The organism is Streptomyces sp. NPDC028298, from assembly GCF_055565895.1.
Genome location: NZ_JBVHTL010000008.1, coordinates 396,078 through 412,239 on the forward strand (window position 1 = coordinate 396,078; position 16,162 = coordinate 412,239).

The 16,162-nt window shown below is 73.0% G+C and carries 16 protein-coding genes; 6 read left to right on the plus strand and 10 right to left on the minus strand.

Translation table 11 applies throughout. The features are described 5' to 3' along the window. Positions 1-127: 127 nt before the first annotated feature. A complete protein-coding gene (locus ACZ4TO_RS32380) occupies positions 128-676 on the plus strand; it encodes a GNAT family N-acetyltransferase (RefSeq protein WP_468026107.1) in 549 nt (182 codons plus the stop codon). 341 nt (positions 677-1,017) lie between these two features. Here the strand turns inward: ACZ4TO_RS32380 and ACZ4TO_RS32385 are convergent, their stop codons facing one another. From ACZ4TO_RS32385 to ACZ4TO_RS32400, 4 genes are all read right to left on the minus strand, one after another. After that, positions 1,018-1,458 carry an Lrp/AsnC family transcriptional regulator gene (locus ACZ4TO_RS32385; RefSeq protein ID WP_328664593.1) on the minus strand — a complete coding sequence of 147 codons (441 nt, stop codon included), beginning with the start codon at positions 1,456-1,458 and terminating at the stop codon, positions 1,018-1,020. A gap of 43 nt (positions 1,459-1,501) precedes the next feature. After that, positions 1,502-2,851, minus strand: coding sequence for a transaminase (locus tag ACZ4TO_RS32390; protein ID WP_468026108.1), 1,350 nt, complete (start codon positions 2,849-2,851; stop codon positions 1,502-1,504). 182 nt (positions 2,852-3,033) lie between these two features. Continuing rightward, positions 3,034-4,101: a dipeptidase gene (locus ACZ4TO_RS32395; protein WP_385044754.1), complete on the minus strand. Its 1,068-nt coding sequence runs from the start codon at positions 4,099-4,101 to the stop codon at positions 3,034-3,036. Beyond that, positions 4,098-5,519: an amidohydrolase family protein gene (locus tag ACZ4TO_RS32400; protein ID WP_468026109.1), complete on the minus strand. Its 1,422-nt coding sequence runs from the start codon at positions 5,517-5,519 to the stop codon at positions 4,098-4,100. Before ACZ4TO_RS32400 ends, ACZ4TO_RS32395 begins: the two co-directional genes overlap by 4 nt. 163 nt (positions 5,520-5,682) lie before the next feature. Between ACZ4TO_RS32400 and ACZ4TO_RS32405 the strand changes: the two genes are divergently transcribed. The 5 genes from ACZ4TO_RS32405 (at position 5,683) to ACZ4TO_RS32425 (ending at position 12,023) form a co-directional block, all read left to right on the plus strand. After that, positions 5,683-6,528, plus strand: coding sequence for an IclR family transcriptional regulator (locus ACZ4TO_RS32405; RefSeq protein ID WP_468026110.1), 846 nt, complete (start codon positions 5,683-5,685; stop codon positions 6,526-6,528). Further along, the gene (locus ACZ4TO_RS32410; protein ID WP_468026111.1) at positions 6,525-7,475 is read left to right on the plus strand and encodes an ornithine cyclodeaminase family protein; all 951 of its coding nucleotides are present in this window, start codon (positions 6,525-6,527) and stop codon (positions 7,473-7,475) included. Before ACZ4TO_RS32405 ends, ACZ4TO_RS32410 begins: the two co-directional genes overlap by 4 nt. Before the next feature lie 139 nt (positions 7,476-7,614). Next, positions 7,615-8,502 (plus strand): oxygenase MpaB family protein, encoded by an 888-nt coding sequence (locus ACZ4TO_RS32415; protein WP_451076242.1) that lies wholly within the window; start codon positions 7,615-7,617, stop codon positions 8,500-8,502. Between the two features lie 98 nt (positions 8,503-8,600). After that, entirely contained in the window at positions 8,601-10,628 is a 2,028-nt protein-coding gene (locus ACZ4TO_RS32420; protein WP_468026112.1) for an ATP-binding protein, read from the plus strand. Positions 10,629-10,859: 231 nt separating this feature from the next. Then, positions 10,860-12,023: a MerR family transcriptional regulator gene (locus ACZ4TO_RS32425; RefSeq protein WP_468026152.1), complete on the plus strand. Its 1,164-nt coding sequence runs from the start codon at positions 10,860-10,862 to the stop codon at positions 12,021-12,023. 19 nt (positions 12,024-12,042) lie between these two features. Here the strand turns inward: ACZ4TO_RS32425 and ACZ4TO_RS32430 are convergent, their stop codons facing one another. The 6 genes from ACZ4TO_RS32430 to ACZ4TO_RS32455 form a co-directional block, all read right to left on the minus strand. Next, a complete protein-coding gene (locus ACZ4TO_RS32430; protein WP_382778789.1) occupies positions 12,043-13,251 on the minus strand; it encodes a cysteine desulfurase-like protein in 1,209 nt (402 codons plus the stop codon). A gap of 287 nt (positions 13,252-13,538) precedes the next feature. Next, positions 13,539-13,817 carry a GlsB/YeaQ/YmgE family stress response membrane protein gene (locus ACZ4TO_RS32435; RefSeq protein ID WP_355773918.1) on the minus strand — a complete coding sequence of 93 codons (279 nt, stop codon included), beginning with the start codon at positions 13,815-13,817 and terminating at the stop codon, positions 13,539-13,541. Positions 13,818-13,898: 81 nt separating this feature from the next. Then, entirely contained in the window at positions 13,899-14,804 is a 906-nt protein-coding gene (locus ACZ4TO_RS32440) for a YihY/virulence factor BrkB family protein (RefSeq protein WP_382778790.1), read from the minus strand. A 140-nt stretch (positions 14,805-14,944) separates the two neighbouring features. Then, entirely contained in the window at positions 14,945-15,373 is a 429-nt protein-coding gene (locus ACZ4TO_RS32445) for an ATP-binding protein (RefSeq protein ID WP_382778791.1), read from the minus strand. Further along, on the minus strand, positions 15,370-15,741 hold the full coding sequence (locus ACZ4TO_RS32450; RefSeq protein ID WP_468026113.1) for an STAS domain-containing protein: 372 nt from the start codon (positions 15,739-15,741) through the stop codon (positions 15,370-15,372). Before ACZ4TO_RS32450 ends, ACZ4TO_RS32445 begins: the two co-directional genes overlap by 4 nt. Positions 15,742-15,763: 22 nt before the next feature. Next, the gene (locus ACZ4TO_RS32455; RefSeq protein ID WP_382778793.1) at positions 15,764-16,129 is read right to left on the minus strand and encodes a PRC-barrel domain containing protein; all 366 of its coding nucleotides are present in this window, start codon (positions 16,127-16,129) and stop codon (positions 15,764-15,766) included. Positions 16,130-16,162 lie beyond the last annotated feature (33 nt).

A 16,162-nucleotide genomic window follows, 5' to 3' on the forward strand; every position in this document is an offset into this window, starting at 1 on the left:
CAGACCTGGTTGATCAATTTCAAGGGGCGGCGGTGCTGCCTCAGGACTGATTGACGGAGACGCGTGAAGGGCGGCCGGGCCGGGCTCCGCCGGCTTCGGCGGTTGTGCGAACGATTACAGTGGCGCAATGTTCGAAGGCAAGTTGGTGAGGCTGCGTGCGCTGCGCACCGAAGATGCGGAGCATCACCTTCGGTGGCGCAACGATCCGGAAGTGGTGCGCTGGGCCACGGCCGGCGATCCGTGTTTCGGCCCGGTCACGGCGGAGGCGATCGATCTCGGCTTCGAGACCATGCTGCGTCTGAATCCGAGGGAGTCGGCCGTGTTCACGGTCGAGGACCTGGTGAACGGAAGCGTGATCGGCATGGCCGATTACCGGGACTTGGACCCGTACGTCGGGGTGGCCACGCTCGGAGTGACCATCGGCGAGCGGGAGTTCTGGGGCCGTGGCCACGGCAGTGACGCGCTGCGGCTGCTCGTGGACCACCTGTTCGGCTCGTATGGCCTGAGCCGGCTGGAGCTGGACACCTGGAGCGGCAACGAGCGCGCCGTGCGCGCCTTCACCAGGCTGGGTTTCCTTGAGGAGGGTCGCCGCCGGTCGGCCGTGCTGCTGGACGGGAAGCGCTACGACAGCGTGCTCTTCGGGATGCTCCGCGAGGAATGGGCGAACCCCGCATGACGGCGTCGTTGGTCTTCGGCGCTGTCCGCGGACGCTCGGACACGGGCCACCGAGATCATTGTGTGACGAACGACCTGGACGCCCTCGCCATGATGCAGGCCGCGCTCGGGTTTACCACCCGGCGTGCACCATCCAAGGCCTGCCTGTCGCCTTCGCGCTGACCGGAAGCCAGAGGAGCCGATGGGCGCGAGACCCTGCTGGACCTCCAGGTGCCGCAGCCGACCGCAAGGGCGAACAACGGCGTTTCGGCGGGCCCTGTTCAAGCCGCCTCGGCAGGTCGTCGAGTCGGTCGGCGAGACCTTGGAAACCCCGGCGACGGTGTGGCTGTCGTAGGGGGCGGCTCAGCCCACGTTCCAGAGGAACCGGTGCGTGTGGATGCCGAAGTAGGGGAACGACTGCACCTGCCGGACGCCCTCGATCTGCCGTACGACGTCGTTGACGAAGTCGAGCAGATCCCGCGGCCCGGGACAGACGACCTCGGCGAACAGGTCGAAGCCACCCGAGGTCAGCACCTGGTAGACGACCTCGGCCCGTTCGGCGAGCGCGTCGGCGACCGCTCGCGGATCGCCGTCCACGGCGATGCCGAGCAGGGCCATCGCCTGTCCGCCCATGCCCATCGGATCGGTGACGCCGACGACCTGGACCGCCTGTGAGTCGAGCAGGCGTTGCAGACGCTGGCGGGCCGCAGAGGCGGACAGCCCTACCTTGGGGCCGAGTTCGGCATAGGCGATACGGCCGTCGATCTGCAGCTCACGCAGGATGGCCCGGTCGATCTCGTCCACGCTGTTCCTCTCCGGCCGGCGGGTCCGAGTCCATCGGCGGCGCTCAGCCGGCCAGTTCGGCCAGGGCGGCGGCGAAGACCTCGGTGTGGCGGTCCACGTCCTGTTCGGTGGTCGCCGGGCACATGAGCGCCATGTTGTGGAACGGGGTGAGCAGGATGCCCCGGTTGGCGAGGTACAGGTGGAGGAAGTCCTCCAGCTCGGTGTCGGCCGCCGCGGCCGATTCCGTTCCGGTGCGCGGCGCCGGGTCGGCGAACCGGTATTCCGTACGGGCTCCGAGCCGGCTCACCGACCACGGCAGACCCCAGGCGTCGATACCCGCCCGCACACCGGCCTCGAAGCGTTCGGAGAGCTTCGCCATCGCGTCGAACGCGGCGTCGGTGAGGACGTGTTCCAGGGTGGCCCGGGTCGCCGCCGTGGACAGGGCGTTTCCGGCGAGGGTGCCGCCGACGCCTCCCATGTCGATCAGGTCCAGATCGGCGCGGCCCAGCAGTGTGTCGGCGAGTTCGGCCGAGAGGCCGTAGGCCCCCGCCGGGATCCCTCCGCCGATCGCCTTGCCGATGGTGAGCATGTCCGGCTCCAGGTTCCAGGCGGCGGTGCAGCCACCGGGCCCGGCGGAGAAGGTGTGCGTCTCGTCGTTGATGAGCAGCGTTCCGTACCGGCGCGTCAGCTCGCGGACGCCTTCCAGATAGCCCGGCTCGGGCAGCACGATGCCGATGTTGGTGAGCGCGGGCTCCATGAGGACGGCGGCGACGTCGCCGTGGGCGAGCTCGCGTTCCAGTTGCTCCAGGTCGTTGAACTCCGCGACCCGGCTGGTGAGAGTCACGTCGCAGGGGGCGCCGACGTTTCCGGGGCGGGCCTCGCCCCGCCCGTCCGGGCCGACGACGATGAGCGACTCGTCGACGCTGCCGTGGTAGCTGTAGCTGTTCACCAGGATCTTCGGGCGGCCGGTGACCGCCCGGGCCAGGCGGATGGACCAGCGGTTGGCGTCGGTCGCCGTGAGCGAGAAGCTCCAGCGGGCGAGTCCGAAGCGGCGGGTCAGTTCGGCGCCCACCCACTCCGCGTCCTCGGTGGGCAGCATCGCGGTCGCGCCGCCGCTCTCGGCGAACCTGGTCCGCACCGCCTCGGCGACCACCTCGGGCGAGTGGCCGGCCATCGCGCCGGTGTCGCCGAGACAGAAGTCGATGTACTCGTGGCCGTCGATGTCGGTGACGCGGGCTCCGCGGGCGCTGTCCAGATAGCGCGGGAAGGCCCCGGCCGTCTTGTTCATCCAGGTCATGGGGACTCTGCCGAAAAGATGCTCGGCGCCCTCGTACGCGGCCCTGGACCGGGGGTTTCGGCGCTCGGCCTCGGCGCTCTCACGCGCGAGGAGCTGTTGCAGGCGAGTGCGGTCCATCGAGGGCTCCTCTGTCGGTCGACTCGGTCGCCGTGTTCGGTCGGCGAACACGTTCGACGAGCGGTTTCGGCCAGCGTACGAACGCAAACGGTGTGGAAGCAAGAGCAGACGCTCGATTCAGTCGACGAGACGACTGAATCGAGCGTCGAGCACCGTCAGAACACTCGGCGCGACCCGAAGGCCTACGGGACCCACACCCGGTCGGCGTAGTCGACGAAGTTCCTGCCGAGGATCTTCTCGATGCGTTCCGAGGTGTAACCGCGCTGCTCCAGAAGGCGGACGAGCTCCCGGAACTGGTCCACTCCGCTCAGCTCCAGCACGAAGGGGAGCGTGTCGTCGCGCTCGCCCGCCGCGCCGACACCCGCCTGGCGCCGCAGTGCCACGTGCTCGGCGAGATGCGCGCGGTAGGTGTCGAGGTCGTCGATGGACGTCACGGTCCCGTCGGTGCCGATGCCGACGGCGTCCTCGCCGCACACGTTGACGGCGTGGACGATGTGCTCCACCACGTCGGCGGCCGTGGCGTGGCCCGACAGGTTGAGGAAGGGCATGAAGTAGATGCCCACGAAACCGCCGCGCGAGGCGACCAGGCGCAGTTCCTCGTCCGTCTTGTTGCGGGGGAGGTCGGCGAGCGCGCGGCAGCCGGTGTGGTTGATCGACACGGGAAGGCGCGCCGACTTGGCGGCCTCCAGGCAGGTCCGCTCGCCGCTGTGGGAGAGGTCGACCATCAGGTGGTGCTCGTCGAGGGCCTCCACGACGCTGCGGCCGAAGTCGGTCAGCCCCCGGTTCTCCGGTGCCATGGACCCGTCACCGATGTGATTGGCCTGGTTGTACGTGAGCTGGACGACCCGGACGCCGAGATCGGCGAACGTGGCGACGCGCTCGACGTCGTCGCCGACCGCCACGGCGTTCTGGAAGCCGTAGATGACGCCGATCCGGCGCTCCTGCCTGGCCCGGTGGATGTCCGCGACCGTACGGACCTTCAGGAGGTCGGCCGCGTTGTCCCGGATGATCCCGTCCCAGACCGCGATCTCGTGCAGCGTGTGCTCGTACGGCGGCAGGTCCCCCATCGTGTAGCCGAGGGTGATGTTGACGGCGGTGAGGCCCGAGGCATGGGCGTCGGCCAGCGTGCGGGCGTCGACGCTCATCTGCTCGCTGGACGGGTTGAGCTGCGCGGCGGCCTCGGCCGACTGCGGTGCGTTCGGGTTGTCGAGCTGCCCGAGCGCGTTGACGATCATGGGAAGGCCGGTCATCGGGTCTCCTCGGCGGGGTGGGTCACGTCGGCGGGGCGGGTGACGTCTGCGGGGGCGGCGGGCTCCTCGGACCCGGGGCCCTGGGCGGCCGCCGGCAGTCCGGCGTCGGGGGCGCTGCCGTCGAAGTCCCGGCGCTCGAAGCGACGGCCGCGCTTGACGGTCAGCGTGACGCTGCGCAGGTTCGCGATGTCCCGCAGCGGATCGTCCTCCAGGACGACGAAGTTGGCGAGCTTGCCCGCTTCGACGGTGCCCATGACGTCCTCGGCCCCGGCGCTCCGGGCGCCGATCAGCGTGGCCGAGCGCAGCACCTGCGCGGGCGACATCCCGCAGCGCTCGACGAGGAACGCCAGCTCGTCGTACAGCGCGGGGAAGGGGTCCCCGGCGTCGGTCTCGTAGTCGGTGCCGGTCGCGATGTCGACACCGGCGCGGTGGGCCTGCGCGGTGAGCACGGCGGCGAGGTCGGTGTTGGCCGCCGCGCGCGCGGCGTCCTCGGGCCCCTCGCCCGCGAGGGCCTCGCTCGCCCACATGCCCGCGGTCGCGTCGAGGACCGTACCCCGCTGCCGCATCAGGGCGAAGAGCTCCTCGACACGGGGGTCGTCCCCGGCGGCGAACCGCTCGTAGTCGACCTTCGGCTTGGTCTTGTAGCTGGTCAGGGGCTCGTCCGTGCCCTCGAAGGCGAGCAGGGTGACATGCGAGACGGCGTCCGCGCCGGCCTCGACGATCTCGCCGGGCGAGGCGGGGAAGACGGTGGCGTGGGCCCAGACGGGGATGCCCTGGCGGTGCGCCTCCGCGGTGATCGCGGCGACGGTGTCCCGGTCGAGATCCGCGTACACCTTGATCGCGGAGGCATGGGTGCCGCGCGCCAGGGCGACGGCGATCGGCAGGTCGGTGTCCTTCGTGATCGCCTGCATCCACGGCACGGCGCCGGGCGTCTCGCCCTGCGACACCTGGTGGGTGCGCGGGTCGTCGAAGAAGCCGGGGCCCGCCATCAGGGCGGCGTAGCGGATGTCCGGGCCGGGGATCTCGCCGACGAGCGTCGCCCTCGCGATGTCGCCCACCTGACGCAAGTCGTCGGCCATGTCACGGATGGCCGTGACGCCGCTGTGGACGAGCCGGCGCAGCACCGCCTCGGCCAGGGGCCGGTCGGGCGGGGTCGCGATGTGCTGGTGGGCGTCGATCAGACCGGGGATGACGAAACGGCCGTCGAGGTCGAAGACCCGGGCGTCCGCGGGCAGGTTCTCGGCGATCACGGCGTCGTCGCCGACGGCACGGATGGTCTGGCCGTCGATCACGATCGACGTCGACTTCCGGGCCGGAGCGCCGGTCCCGTCGAACAGTGTCGCGCCGCGGTACACCGCGACGGAGCCCTTCACCGCGGGCGCGTGCGGGGCCGGTGCGCCCGAAGTCTCGTCCGTCATCTTCACCTCAGTAGTCGCCGTGCCCGGGCCCGGCGGTCGCCGCCGTCCGGACCTATGGGCCGCTTGATGGATCTTGTTACGCTCTACGTAACAGACGTATCGTCTCTCGCAACATGCGCTACCGTACGCTCACATCTCACGACGTCACAAGGAGGGGCCGGAATTGACCGAGGCACCCCGCAGCGCGGTGGACAAGGCCCTGGACCTCGTCGAGGCCGTGGCCCGCGCGTCCCGGCCGCCGCGTCTCACCGACCTGGCCGAGGAGGTCGGGCTGCATCGCGCGACCGCCTACCGCGTGCTCGTCGACCTGGTCAGGCGCGGCTGGGTGCTGCGCGCCGGCGACCGCTATCTGCCGGGCACGGCGGTCCTGCGACTGTCGTCCTCGGCGGCCCGGAACTCGCTCGGCGCCCTCGCCGGACCGGTTCTCGCGGCGCTGTCCGAGCGCACCGGCCTGATGGTCAACCTCCAGGTGCCCGAGGTCGACCGGTCCCGCGTCATCGACGTCGTACGGCCCGACCGGCTGGCGATGATCAGCAGCCTGGACGGCCAGGCCCTGCCCGTCCACCGGTTCGCCGGCCCGCTCGCCCTGGTCGCCGCCCTCGACCCGGACCGACGCGGCCCCTATCTGCGCGCCGCGCAGGAGTCCGGGCACCCGCTGGACGGACCCGAGGGGCTGCTGGCGGACGTCGAGGAGGCCGAACGCACGGGATTCGCCGTCGAGTACGGGCGCAACGAACAGCCCGTCGCCTCACTCGCCCGCGCCGTGGTCACCCGGCCGGGCGAGCCGGTCTGCGCCCTCACGCTGGTCGGCCTCGGTCCGGACTTCGACGAGGCCCGGCTGCCCGGCCTGCGCGAACACCTGCGGGAGGCGACGGACGAACTGGCCCGCATCCTCTCCGGCACCGAGACCGCCGAGGCCCCCGGACCCAGCGGAACCACCCGCACCAGCCACACCACCGAGACCACCGCGGTCACCGGAACCACCGAGACCACCGAAGGCCCGGCATGAGCGAGATCCTCTTCCTCGACGGGGCGCGGACGCGCGCCGCACTCGAACCGCGGCGCGTCCTGGACGCCTTGACCACGGCCCTCGTCGCCATCGGCCGCGACGAGGTCTCCGTACCGCCGCGGATCGCCGCCCACACCCCGCACGGGCTGCTCGGCGCGATGCCCGGTCATGTGCCCGGTCTCGGGCTCGCGGCCAAGCTGGTCTCCGTGTTCGCCGACCCGAAGCGGCCGGGCCGCAGCAGTCACCGGGGGATCGTCGCGCTCTTCGACGAGACGGACGGCCGCCCGCTGGCCCTGATGGACGCGGAACCGCTGACCGAGATCCGTACCGCGGCGACCGCCACCCTGAGCGCACGCGCGCTGGCCCGTCCGGACGCCGGCGAGGTCGCCGTCGTCGGAACGGGCGCCCAGGCGCGCGCCCAGATCGCGCTGCTCGCGGCCCTGGACCCCGAGACCCCCGTCGTCGTCGCGGGCCGCGATCCCGGACGGGCCGGGAGCGCCGCCGCGCTCCACCCGGCCGGCCGGGTGGCGGGGAGCGTCGAGGAGGCGGTACGAGGGGCCGGCACGGTGTTCTGCTGCACCGGCGCCGTCCGCCCGGTGATCCGTCGCGCCTGGCTCGCCCCCGGCACCCACGTCAGCTCGGTGGGCGGCTCCCACGGGCCCGAACTGGACCCGGACACGGTCCGGGACGCCACCCTCTTCGCCGAGTGGCACGGCGCGGCCACGACCCGGCCTCCGTCCGGCGCCCACGAACTGCAGGACCTCCCGCCCGGGCGGACCGTGACGCTCCTCGGCCAGGTCCTCGGCGGCGACCACTCCGGCCGGCGCGCGGACGACGAACTCACCCTGTTCAAGTCGACCGGCCACGCCGCCCTGGACGTCGCGGCGGCCCACGTCGCGTACACCGTCGCCCGCGCGGAGGCGTGGGGCACCCGCGTCGCCATGTGAGGCGGGGTCGGCCGTCCGGCGCGACCCCGTGGACTTTCCTCCCCCGGTTCGACCATGCTGAAGGTGCTTCCGCCTTTCCGCCGGTCCGGAACGGACCGCGGGCCCGGCGGAACAGGACGCGAAGGGAGACCGACGCCCCATGAGAGCGACCGGAACGGACGGCCACGGAGTACGGGAGCGGCTGGGCAGCGCGCTGTTCTCCCGGGTCGCGGGCCCTGAGGGACCGAAGAACCGCGCCCGTATCCACGGCACGCCCGGCCCCCGCTGGTTCGGCCCGGACCGCCCCATCCGCGCCGTGCACGGGGACGCGTCGATGTTCATCGGCGGCCTGTCCGCGCTGCTGCTCCAGTCCCTGCACCCGCTCGCCATGGCCGCCGTCTCCGCGCACTCGGGCTTCCGCGGCGACCCGTGGGGAAGACTCCAGCGCACCAGCACCTTCCTCGCGGTGACGACGTACGGGACGGCCGAGAGCGCCCAGGACGCCTGCGAGCGGGTACGGGCGGTCCATGAGCGGGTGCGCGGGGTGACCCCGGACGGGCAGAAGTACCACGCGGCGGATCCCCACCTCCTGGGCTGGGTCCACGTCGCCGAGGTCGACAGCTTCCTGCGCGCGCATCAGCGGTACGGAGCGCGGCCGCTGTCCGCGGCCGGCCGCGACGCCTATGTGGCGGACACGGCCCGCGTCGCCGCCGCGCTGGGCGTCCTCGACCCGCCCACGACCGTCGCCGAGCTCGCGGAACGGCTGGCCGTGTACCGCGGCGAGCTGCGGGCGACGCCGCAGGCACGGGACGCCGCGCGGTTCCTGCTGCTGAACCCGCCGGTACCGCTCGTGGCCCGCCTGCCGTACGGGGTGCTCGCCGCGAACGCGGTGTCCCTGCTGCCGCCCTGGGCCGCCGCCGAACTCCGGCTGCCACGAATGCCGTTGGTGGACAGCGTGTGCGTACGTCCGCTCGGCAGCGCCTTCACGGCGGCCGTGCGCTGGGCGATGGCGCCGCAGCGCGCCCGAACCGTGCGGGGGGTCGCCTGAGGGGCGCACGCCCTGGCGCGCTCCCCTCGCCCCACGAACGCGGTATCGACTCGGCGAAGTCGGCACACAGCGGACGTCGAGGCCGAAAGACTGTGCGTGTGCTGAGAAATCTGCCGGCCGTTCCTCCCGGCTTCGTCGGTCGCCTGGGCGAACTCGCCCACCTGGACGACGCGTTGTGCGAGGAGCGTGTCGTGACCCTCACCGGGGCCGGTGGCGTGGGCAAGAGCCGGCTGGCGCTGGAGGCCGCCGACCGGGCGCTGCGCTCGGCGGACCGCGGGGTGGCGTGGGCCGACCTGTGGCCGTTGCGGGACGACCGGCTGCTCGTCGCGACCGTGGCCGACGCGGTGGACTTCGCGGACCACACCACCGACCAGGCGCTCGACTCCCTGACCGGGTGGCTGGCCGACCGGGACGCCCTGCTCGTCCTGGACTCCTGCGAGCATCTGGTCGCCCACTGCCGCCGACTGGTCGCCCGCCTCACCGAGGCCTGCCCGCGCCTGACCGTCCTCGCGACGAGCCGGGAGCCGCTGGGTGTCCCCGGTGAACTCGTCGTCGCGGTCGAGCCGTTGCCTCCGGCCACGGACGCCGTGGAGATGTTCCGCCTGCGCGCGGCCGCGGCGGGCACCCCGCTGTCCTCCCCCGCGGACCTGGTGACCGCGGCCCGGCTGTGCGAGCGGCTCGAAGGCATGCCGCTGGCCGTGGAGCTCATCGCCGGACAGCTCGCCCACCGTACGGTCGAGGAGGTCGAGCTGGAGCTCGGCCGGCGCCTGGACATCACGGCGGACGGACCGCTCCCCGGACCGCCCCGCCACCGGGCGGTACGGACGACGATCGGCTGGAGCCACGAACTGTGCGCGCCCGCCGAACGCCTTCTGTGGGCACGGATGTCGGTGTTCCGGGAGCCGGTGGACGCGACGACGGTGCGCCTCGTGTGCGGCGGGGGCCCGCTCCCCGTGAACGACGTCGACCGGGCGCTGACAGGCCTGGTGAGGAAGTCGGTGGTGTCGCACGCCGGTTCCGACCACCGGATGCTCGACACCGTCCGGGAGTACGGGCGCATGTGGCTCGACCAGGTGGGCGAGAGCCGGGAGTCGGCGGACCGGCACGCCGCGCACTTCCTGGCACTCGCCCGCGAGGCCCACGCAGGCTGGCTGGGAGACCGGCAGGCCTGGTGGTACGAACGGCTCCGCTCGGCGCACGCCGATCTGTGCGCGGCGCTCGACCACCTCCTCTCCGCACGACCCGACGACGCCCTCGAACTGACCGGCCTGCTCGCCTTCCCGTGGAGCTGCTGCGGACATCTCAGAGAGGCGGCGGCGTATCTGGAGGACGCGCTGGCCCTGTCCGCCGCGTCCGGACCGGTCAGGACGAAGGCCCTGTGGGCGCTGGGCGTCACCCGTGTCCTGCGCGGCGAACACGAACAGGCGGCACAGCTCGCGGTGTTCTGCCGGGACCGCGCGGCGCTCCAGGAGGACCTCGGCGGAACCCTGCACGCCGCCTATCTCCTGGGCCTGACCCATCTGCTTCAAGGGCGGCCCATGGCGGCCAGACACGAGGTCGAGGGCGTCCTGCGGGAAGCCGGCGGGACGGCGTTCGCCTCCGCGGGGCACGTGCTGTGCCACCTGGTCCGGGTGTTCGCGCTCACCGCGGAGGGGCTGCTGGACGAGGCGCGCCGGGCGGCGGAGGAACTGCGGCACGGCTGCGTCGCCCGGGGTGAGTGGTGGACGCGCTCGTACACCGACTACCAGCTCTCGCTCATCGCGCTGTTCGAGGACCGCGCGGAGGACGCCACCGCCCACGCCCTGTCGATGCTGGACGGCAAGCGGCACATCGGGGACAGCTTCGGCATCGCGCTCGGCCTGGACCTGCTGGCCTCCGCCCTGGCCGCCCAGGGCGCGGGCGAACGCGCGGTGGCCGCGTACGCCGCCGGGGAGACGTACTGGAGCGCGGTCGGCCATCCGCAGCGCGGCACCCCCGAACTGGGCCCGGTGCGCGCACGCTACGAGGACACGGCCCGCTCCCTCCTCGGCGACGACCGCTACGAACAGGCCCTGCTGCACTCGGCGCTCAGCGACCCCGAGACGATCCTGCACCACCTCCTCGACGGCCCCCGCGGGAGGTCCTGAGGAGGGTGGGGCGGCGCCGGTGTCACGGCGGGCCCGTCCGCTGCATCCGGGGGGCCTTCCCGGCCGGAAGCAGGGGTGAGCCCGGTGGACCGGCCGGGTCCAGGGCGGCTCCGGAATCGAGGCGAGGCCCGTCATGAACCGCTGCCACCGCGCACCGGGCCCGCCCGCCTCCGGGTGGGGCACCGCCGACGGAGCGCCGTCCCGCGTCCTCCCCGGAGCCGAGCCGTGGAACTGAGCGCCGGAGACGAGGCGGAGACCGCCGGAGTGGGGGTGACCACCGGTTTCCTGGCGCGCAGACTCGGCGTGTCGCCCACGACGTTGCGCTCCTGGGACCGGCGGTACGGTCTGGGACCCGCGGTGCGGGCCGACGGCCGTCACCGCCGCTGGACGCCCGACGACGTGGCCATGGTCCAGGAGATGTGCCGCCTGACAGCCGCCGGTCTGCCCCCTGCCGAGGCCGCCCGTGCGGCGAAGGAGGCGGCTCGCGACCGGGTCGCCGCGTCGCCGGCCCTGGCGGCGCGCAAGGGAACCACCGCCCGTACGCGGACCGCGGACCGTACGCGGGCCGCCACCGGCACGCGGGCCGCCGCCCCCGCGCGGACCGGCGACCGGGCTCCGGAGCGGACGGCGGCGGGCCCGGGCACTCCTGGATCGACATCGGGCGCCGGGCCGTCACAGGCCGAGCCCTCCGGCACCGGGATGCCGGACGCCGGTCCGGACTCGGGGGACGCGGCCCAGGACAGCCGGGGTCTCGCGCATGCGGCCGTCCGGCTGGACGCCCCCGCCGTCCAGGAACGGCTGGCGGCGGCGGTCCGCACGCACGGTCTGGACCGGGCCTGGGAGGACGTGATGGTGCCCGCCCTGCGGGCGGTGGGCCGCAAGTGGGAGTCCTCGGGGGACCGTTACGTCGAGGTCGAGCACCTGCTGACCTGGCACGTCTCCGCCACCCTGCGACACGCCTACGTGTCCGCGGCGGGACAGGCACAGCCCGCCACGGCCTCGCCCGTCCTGCTGGCCTGCGTTCCGGGCGAACAGCACACCCTGCCTCTGGAGGCGCTCAACGCGGCACTCGCGCAACGGGGCGTACCCGCCGTGACCCTGGGCGGCTCCGTCCCTCCCGAGGCACTCGTCGCGGCGGTGCAGCGCGTCGGTCCCCCGGTGGTCGTCCTGTGGTCCCAGTCGTGGTCCACGGCGAACCTGCCGCTGGCCCGGCACGTCGCCGCCACGCGCTGGGGCGTACGGGGAGCACGGACCCGGAGCCGGGTCCTGCTGAGCGGGCCGGGCTGGAACACCGAGCCCGGCCCCGGGCTCCTGCGTCCGCGTCACCTCGCCGAGGCGCTCCGCCTGATCACCGCCCCGGACGACCCGACGACGGAGCCGCCGGCGCTCGCCTGACGGGAAACCGTCCCCGCGCCTACGACCGCAGGAAGGCCGCCAGCCCCTCCAGCAGCCGGTCGACGTCGTCCGCGTCGTTGTACGGCGACAGCCCGACGCGCAGACCTCCGGTGTCCCCGAGGCCGAGGTGCCGGGACGCCTCCAGCGCGTAGAACGATCCGGCGGGCGCGTGCACCCCGCGGCCCGCCAGGAACACGGAGGCGTCGGCCGCCTTCCGGCCGTCGAACGTCAGCAGCAGGGTGGGCGTGCGCTCGGCCGCCCGGGAGCGGACCGTGACGCCGGACAGCTCGGCCAGGCCCGCCTCCAACCGCTCGCGCAGCGCCTCCTCGTGCCGCCCGATCGCCGCGAAGGCCGTGCGCAGACGGTCCCGGCGGGCGCCCGCCGTCCCGCCCGCGAGTCCGGCGAGGAGGTCGATGGCGGCGATGGTGCCGGCGAGCAACTCGTAGGGCAGTGTGCCCAGTTCGAACCTTTCGGGCACGGTGTCGGTGGACGGCAGCAGTTTGTCCGGGTGCAGTCGCTCCAGCAGCTCCGGGGCGGCGGCGAGGACCCCGTGGTGCGGGCCGAGGAATTTGTACGGCGAGCACACGAAGAAGTCGGCGCCGAGCCGCGTGACGTCCACGAAGGTGTGCGCCGCGTAGTGCACCCCGTCGACGTGGAGCAGTGCCCGCGGGTGACGGTGGACCAGACGGGCGATCCCGGCGACGTCGGGCACGGTCCCGGTGAGGTTCGAGGCGGCGGTCACCGCGACCAGCCGGGTGCGCTCGGTCAGCAGCGCGCCCACGGCCGAGGGCGGGAGTTCGGCCGACTCCGGGTCGAAGTCGGCCCAGCGCACGTGGGCGCCGGCCTGTTCGGCCGCCTGGAGCCAGGGCCGGATGTTCGCGTCGTGGTCCAGACGGCTGACGACGACCTCGTCGCCGGGGGCCCAGTCCTTCGCGAGCGTCCGGGCGACGTCGTACGTGAGCTGGGTGGCGCTGCGGCCGAAGACGACTCCGGACGGGTGACCGCCCACCAGGTCGGCCACGGCCTGCCGGAACCCCTGGACCAGGTTCTCGGCGTTCACCTCTCCCGGCGTCAGGCGTCCCCGGATCGACAGCGGTCCGGTGAGCGCGTCCGCGATCGCCCCGGCCACCCGGGCCGGGGTTTGGGTGCCGCCGGGCCCGTCGAAATGCGCGACACCGGACAGCAGGGCGGGGATCTCGGCACGCAGCGCGCCGACGTCGTACGTCACTCGGGCTCCTCACTGGCTGCGTCGCGGGCCCGCTCCGGCCGGCCCGGAAGGGGGTCCGGCGGGCGGGGAGCCCGTGACCGGACGGGCCCGCGCGTTCTGTGGTGATCATGGCAGGAGGCTCGCCGCGCTGGGAAGGCGGTCCGGAGCCCCGGGCGCGCCCCGCAGGAACCGCCGCCGCGGGCATCGCCTCCGGAGGAACGACGAACGGCCTGGGGCCGGCACCGGAACTCCGGTGCCGGCCCCAGGCCGTGGGTCAGAACGCGCCGAACGGGCCGGGGCCCGGTCGGTCAGGCGTGGCGGTGCGATCGGCTGTTGCCGGTCAGCACCCGGTACAGAACCAGGAGGATCAGCGATCCCGCGATGGCGGCTATCCACGTCGACAGGTCGAAGAACCCGTCGATCGAGTCGACGCCGAAGATGACCTTGCCCAGCCAGCCGCCCAGCAGGCCACCCGCCACACCGATCAGCATGGTGATGATGATGCCGCCCGGGTCCTTGCCCGGCAGCAGCAGCTTGGCGATGGCACCGGCAAGCAAACCGATCAGAATCCAAGCGATGATGCCCACAGTTCCTCCAGCGTCCGTCCGTACAAGATGTGGCTTCCTCACTCCGTGTGCGCCGTCCGGGCCGGAACAAACCTGTGAACCTCAGACTGTCGCCCGATTCCCCGCCGTCACGGCCTTGTTCAGTTCGGCCGTGAACTGCGCGCCCGCCAGCAGCGCGAGGTTGGACAGCCACAGCCACACGAGGAAGACGACCAGCCCCGCGAGAGAGCCGTAGAGCCGGCTGTAGGCGCCGAGGGCGGAGGCGTACAGGGCGAATCCGGCCGAGACGGCGAGCCAGAGGACGGCCGCCAGGATGCCGCCCGGAAAGCTGTGCCGACGGCGTCGGGCGGGCGTCGGCCCGGTGTGGAACACGACGAGGACCAGCAGGGCCACCAGGCACGTCAACACGGGCCAGCGGAGCAGGTTCCAGGCCAGGGCCACCGGGCCGCGGACACCGAGGACGCGGCCCGCGGCCTCGGCCACGGGTCCGGTCAGGAGCAGGACGAGCGCGCTCACCACGAGCAGCCCGAGCAGCGCCAGAGCGGTCAGCACCAGCCGGTGCGCGGTGCGCCAGGCCGAGCGCTGGTCGGCCGTGTCGTGCATGCGGTGCAGGGCCCGCCGGAACACCGCGAGGTAGCTCGACGCCGACCACAGCGCGCTCGCGGCGCCGGTGACCAGCAGCGTCCAGGCGGCGGACCGCTGCCGCAGCATCTCCCCCAGCGCCTGGTGCAGTTCGGCCCCCGACTGGGCGGGTGCGTAAGCGGTGACGTGCGCGATGAAGTGCTCGGCGGTCTCCGGGCTGATCAGGCCGAAGGCGATGACCATCACCAGCAGGGCCGGGAGCACCGCGAGGATCGCGTAGTACGTCAGCGCGGCCGCCCAGTCGGACACGTCGTCGTTCCACATCGAGACCGGGGTACGGCGCAGGGCGGGCCACCAGAACGCGGGCAGCCGGGGCCCGTACCGGCGGAGCCGCGCCGGGCGGACCGCCTCGATGACACTGTTCATGACTCACCTCTCCGCGCCGGTCCGGCCGGCGTTCCGGACCCCGTGTCCGGCGGAGTCGGTCGAGGCTCTTCTTCCACGCGCGCGTCCCGCTACGCCCGCCGGCCTCGCACATCGCGACGGACGGGACGGGTGGGTCCGCCTCAGGTCAGGGGGACGAACACGTGGATCGTCTTGCCGCCGCCCGGGTACGGCTCGATGGTGACGGCGGTGGAGAGGCGGATGATCAGGGGCCAGCCGTATCCGTTCGTCCGGTGCGTGCGCGGGATCTCGCCGGTGCCGTAGGCCTGGGCGGGAACGACGTCGCTGTTGTCGCGCGCCGAGAGCCGGACGCCCTCGGGTGTCAGCGTCGCGTCGAACCCGGCGAGCCCGTCGCCGTGCCGGATCGCGTTGGTGACCAGTTCCGAGACGACGAGCAGCAGGTCGACGACCGCGTCCGGGTTCGGCCCGCCGGTCCGGCCGTGCTCGCGCAGCAGGGCCCGTACATGGTCGCGTGCCGTGGCGGCGCTCGTGATCGCGACACCCTCTCCCGGGCCCGGGCCCGCCGCCGACGGGCGGTCGCCCGGGGTCATGGTCCGGTCGCCGGGTCCGGGAGTTCCAGCGCCGCCTCGACACTGTCCGCGAGGACGAAGAAGCCCTCGGTCCCTGTCACGTCGAACAGCCTCCGTACGATGTCGCTGAATGGCCCGCAGATCACCATGAGCGTGCCACGGGCGCGGTGCGCGCGCTGCGCTTCGAGGAGGACGTGCAGGATCGAGGAGTCCGCGAAGTCGGTGCCGGACAGATCGACCACCGTGCGTTCCGGGCCCGCCCGGCCGGCCAGACTCAGTGCCTCTTCGAGCCGGAACGCGCTCTCGTGGTCGATGTCGCCGCCGACGTGTACGACGAAGGCGTCCTCGGCCGCCCCGTGCGTCACGGTGGCGTGCAACCCGTCGTGCATGTGAACACTCTTTCTCGTCCGCTCACGCGGGCTGCCTCGGCGGGAGGCCACGGTAGTAGGTCCCGACGCTGGACAGGTACGCGGGGTCCGAGGTCTCGCGGTCGGTCCTGAACACGGGTGCCGACTTGATCTCCTCGCGGGTGCACGCGACGGAGATCTTCTGGGACTCCGTGTCGATGCCGGCGACGACGCCCACCGGCACCAGGACGCTCTTGCCGAACACCCAGACCCCGGTGTCGACGACCAGGTGGCGCATGCCCGAGTCGTCGGCCTGCCGGTCGACATGCCCTATGGTCCCGTCGGTCGCCTCGACGCTGTAGCCGGCCAGTTCGTGCGCTTCGGGGTGGTCGAACTCCGGTGCGTAGGACCAGATTCCGTCGATCGTCATGTCTTCCTCCGTGGGCTCGCCGGTCGTACAGGG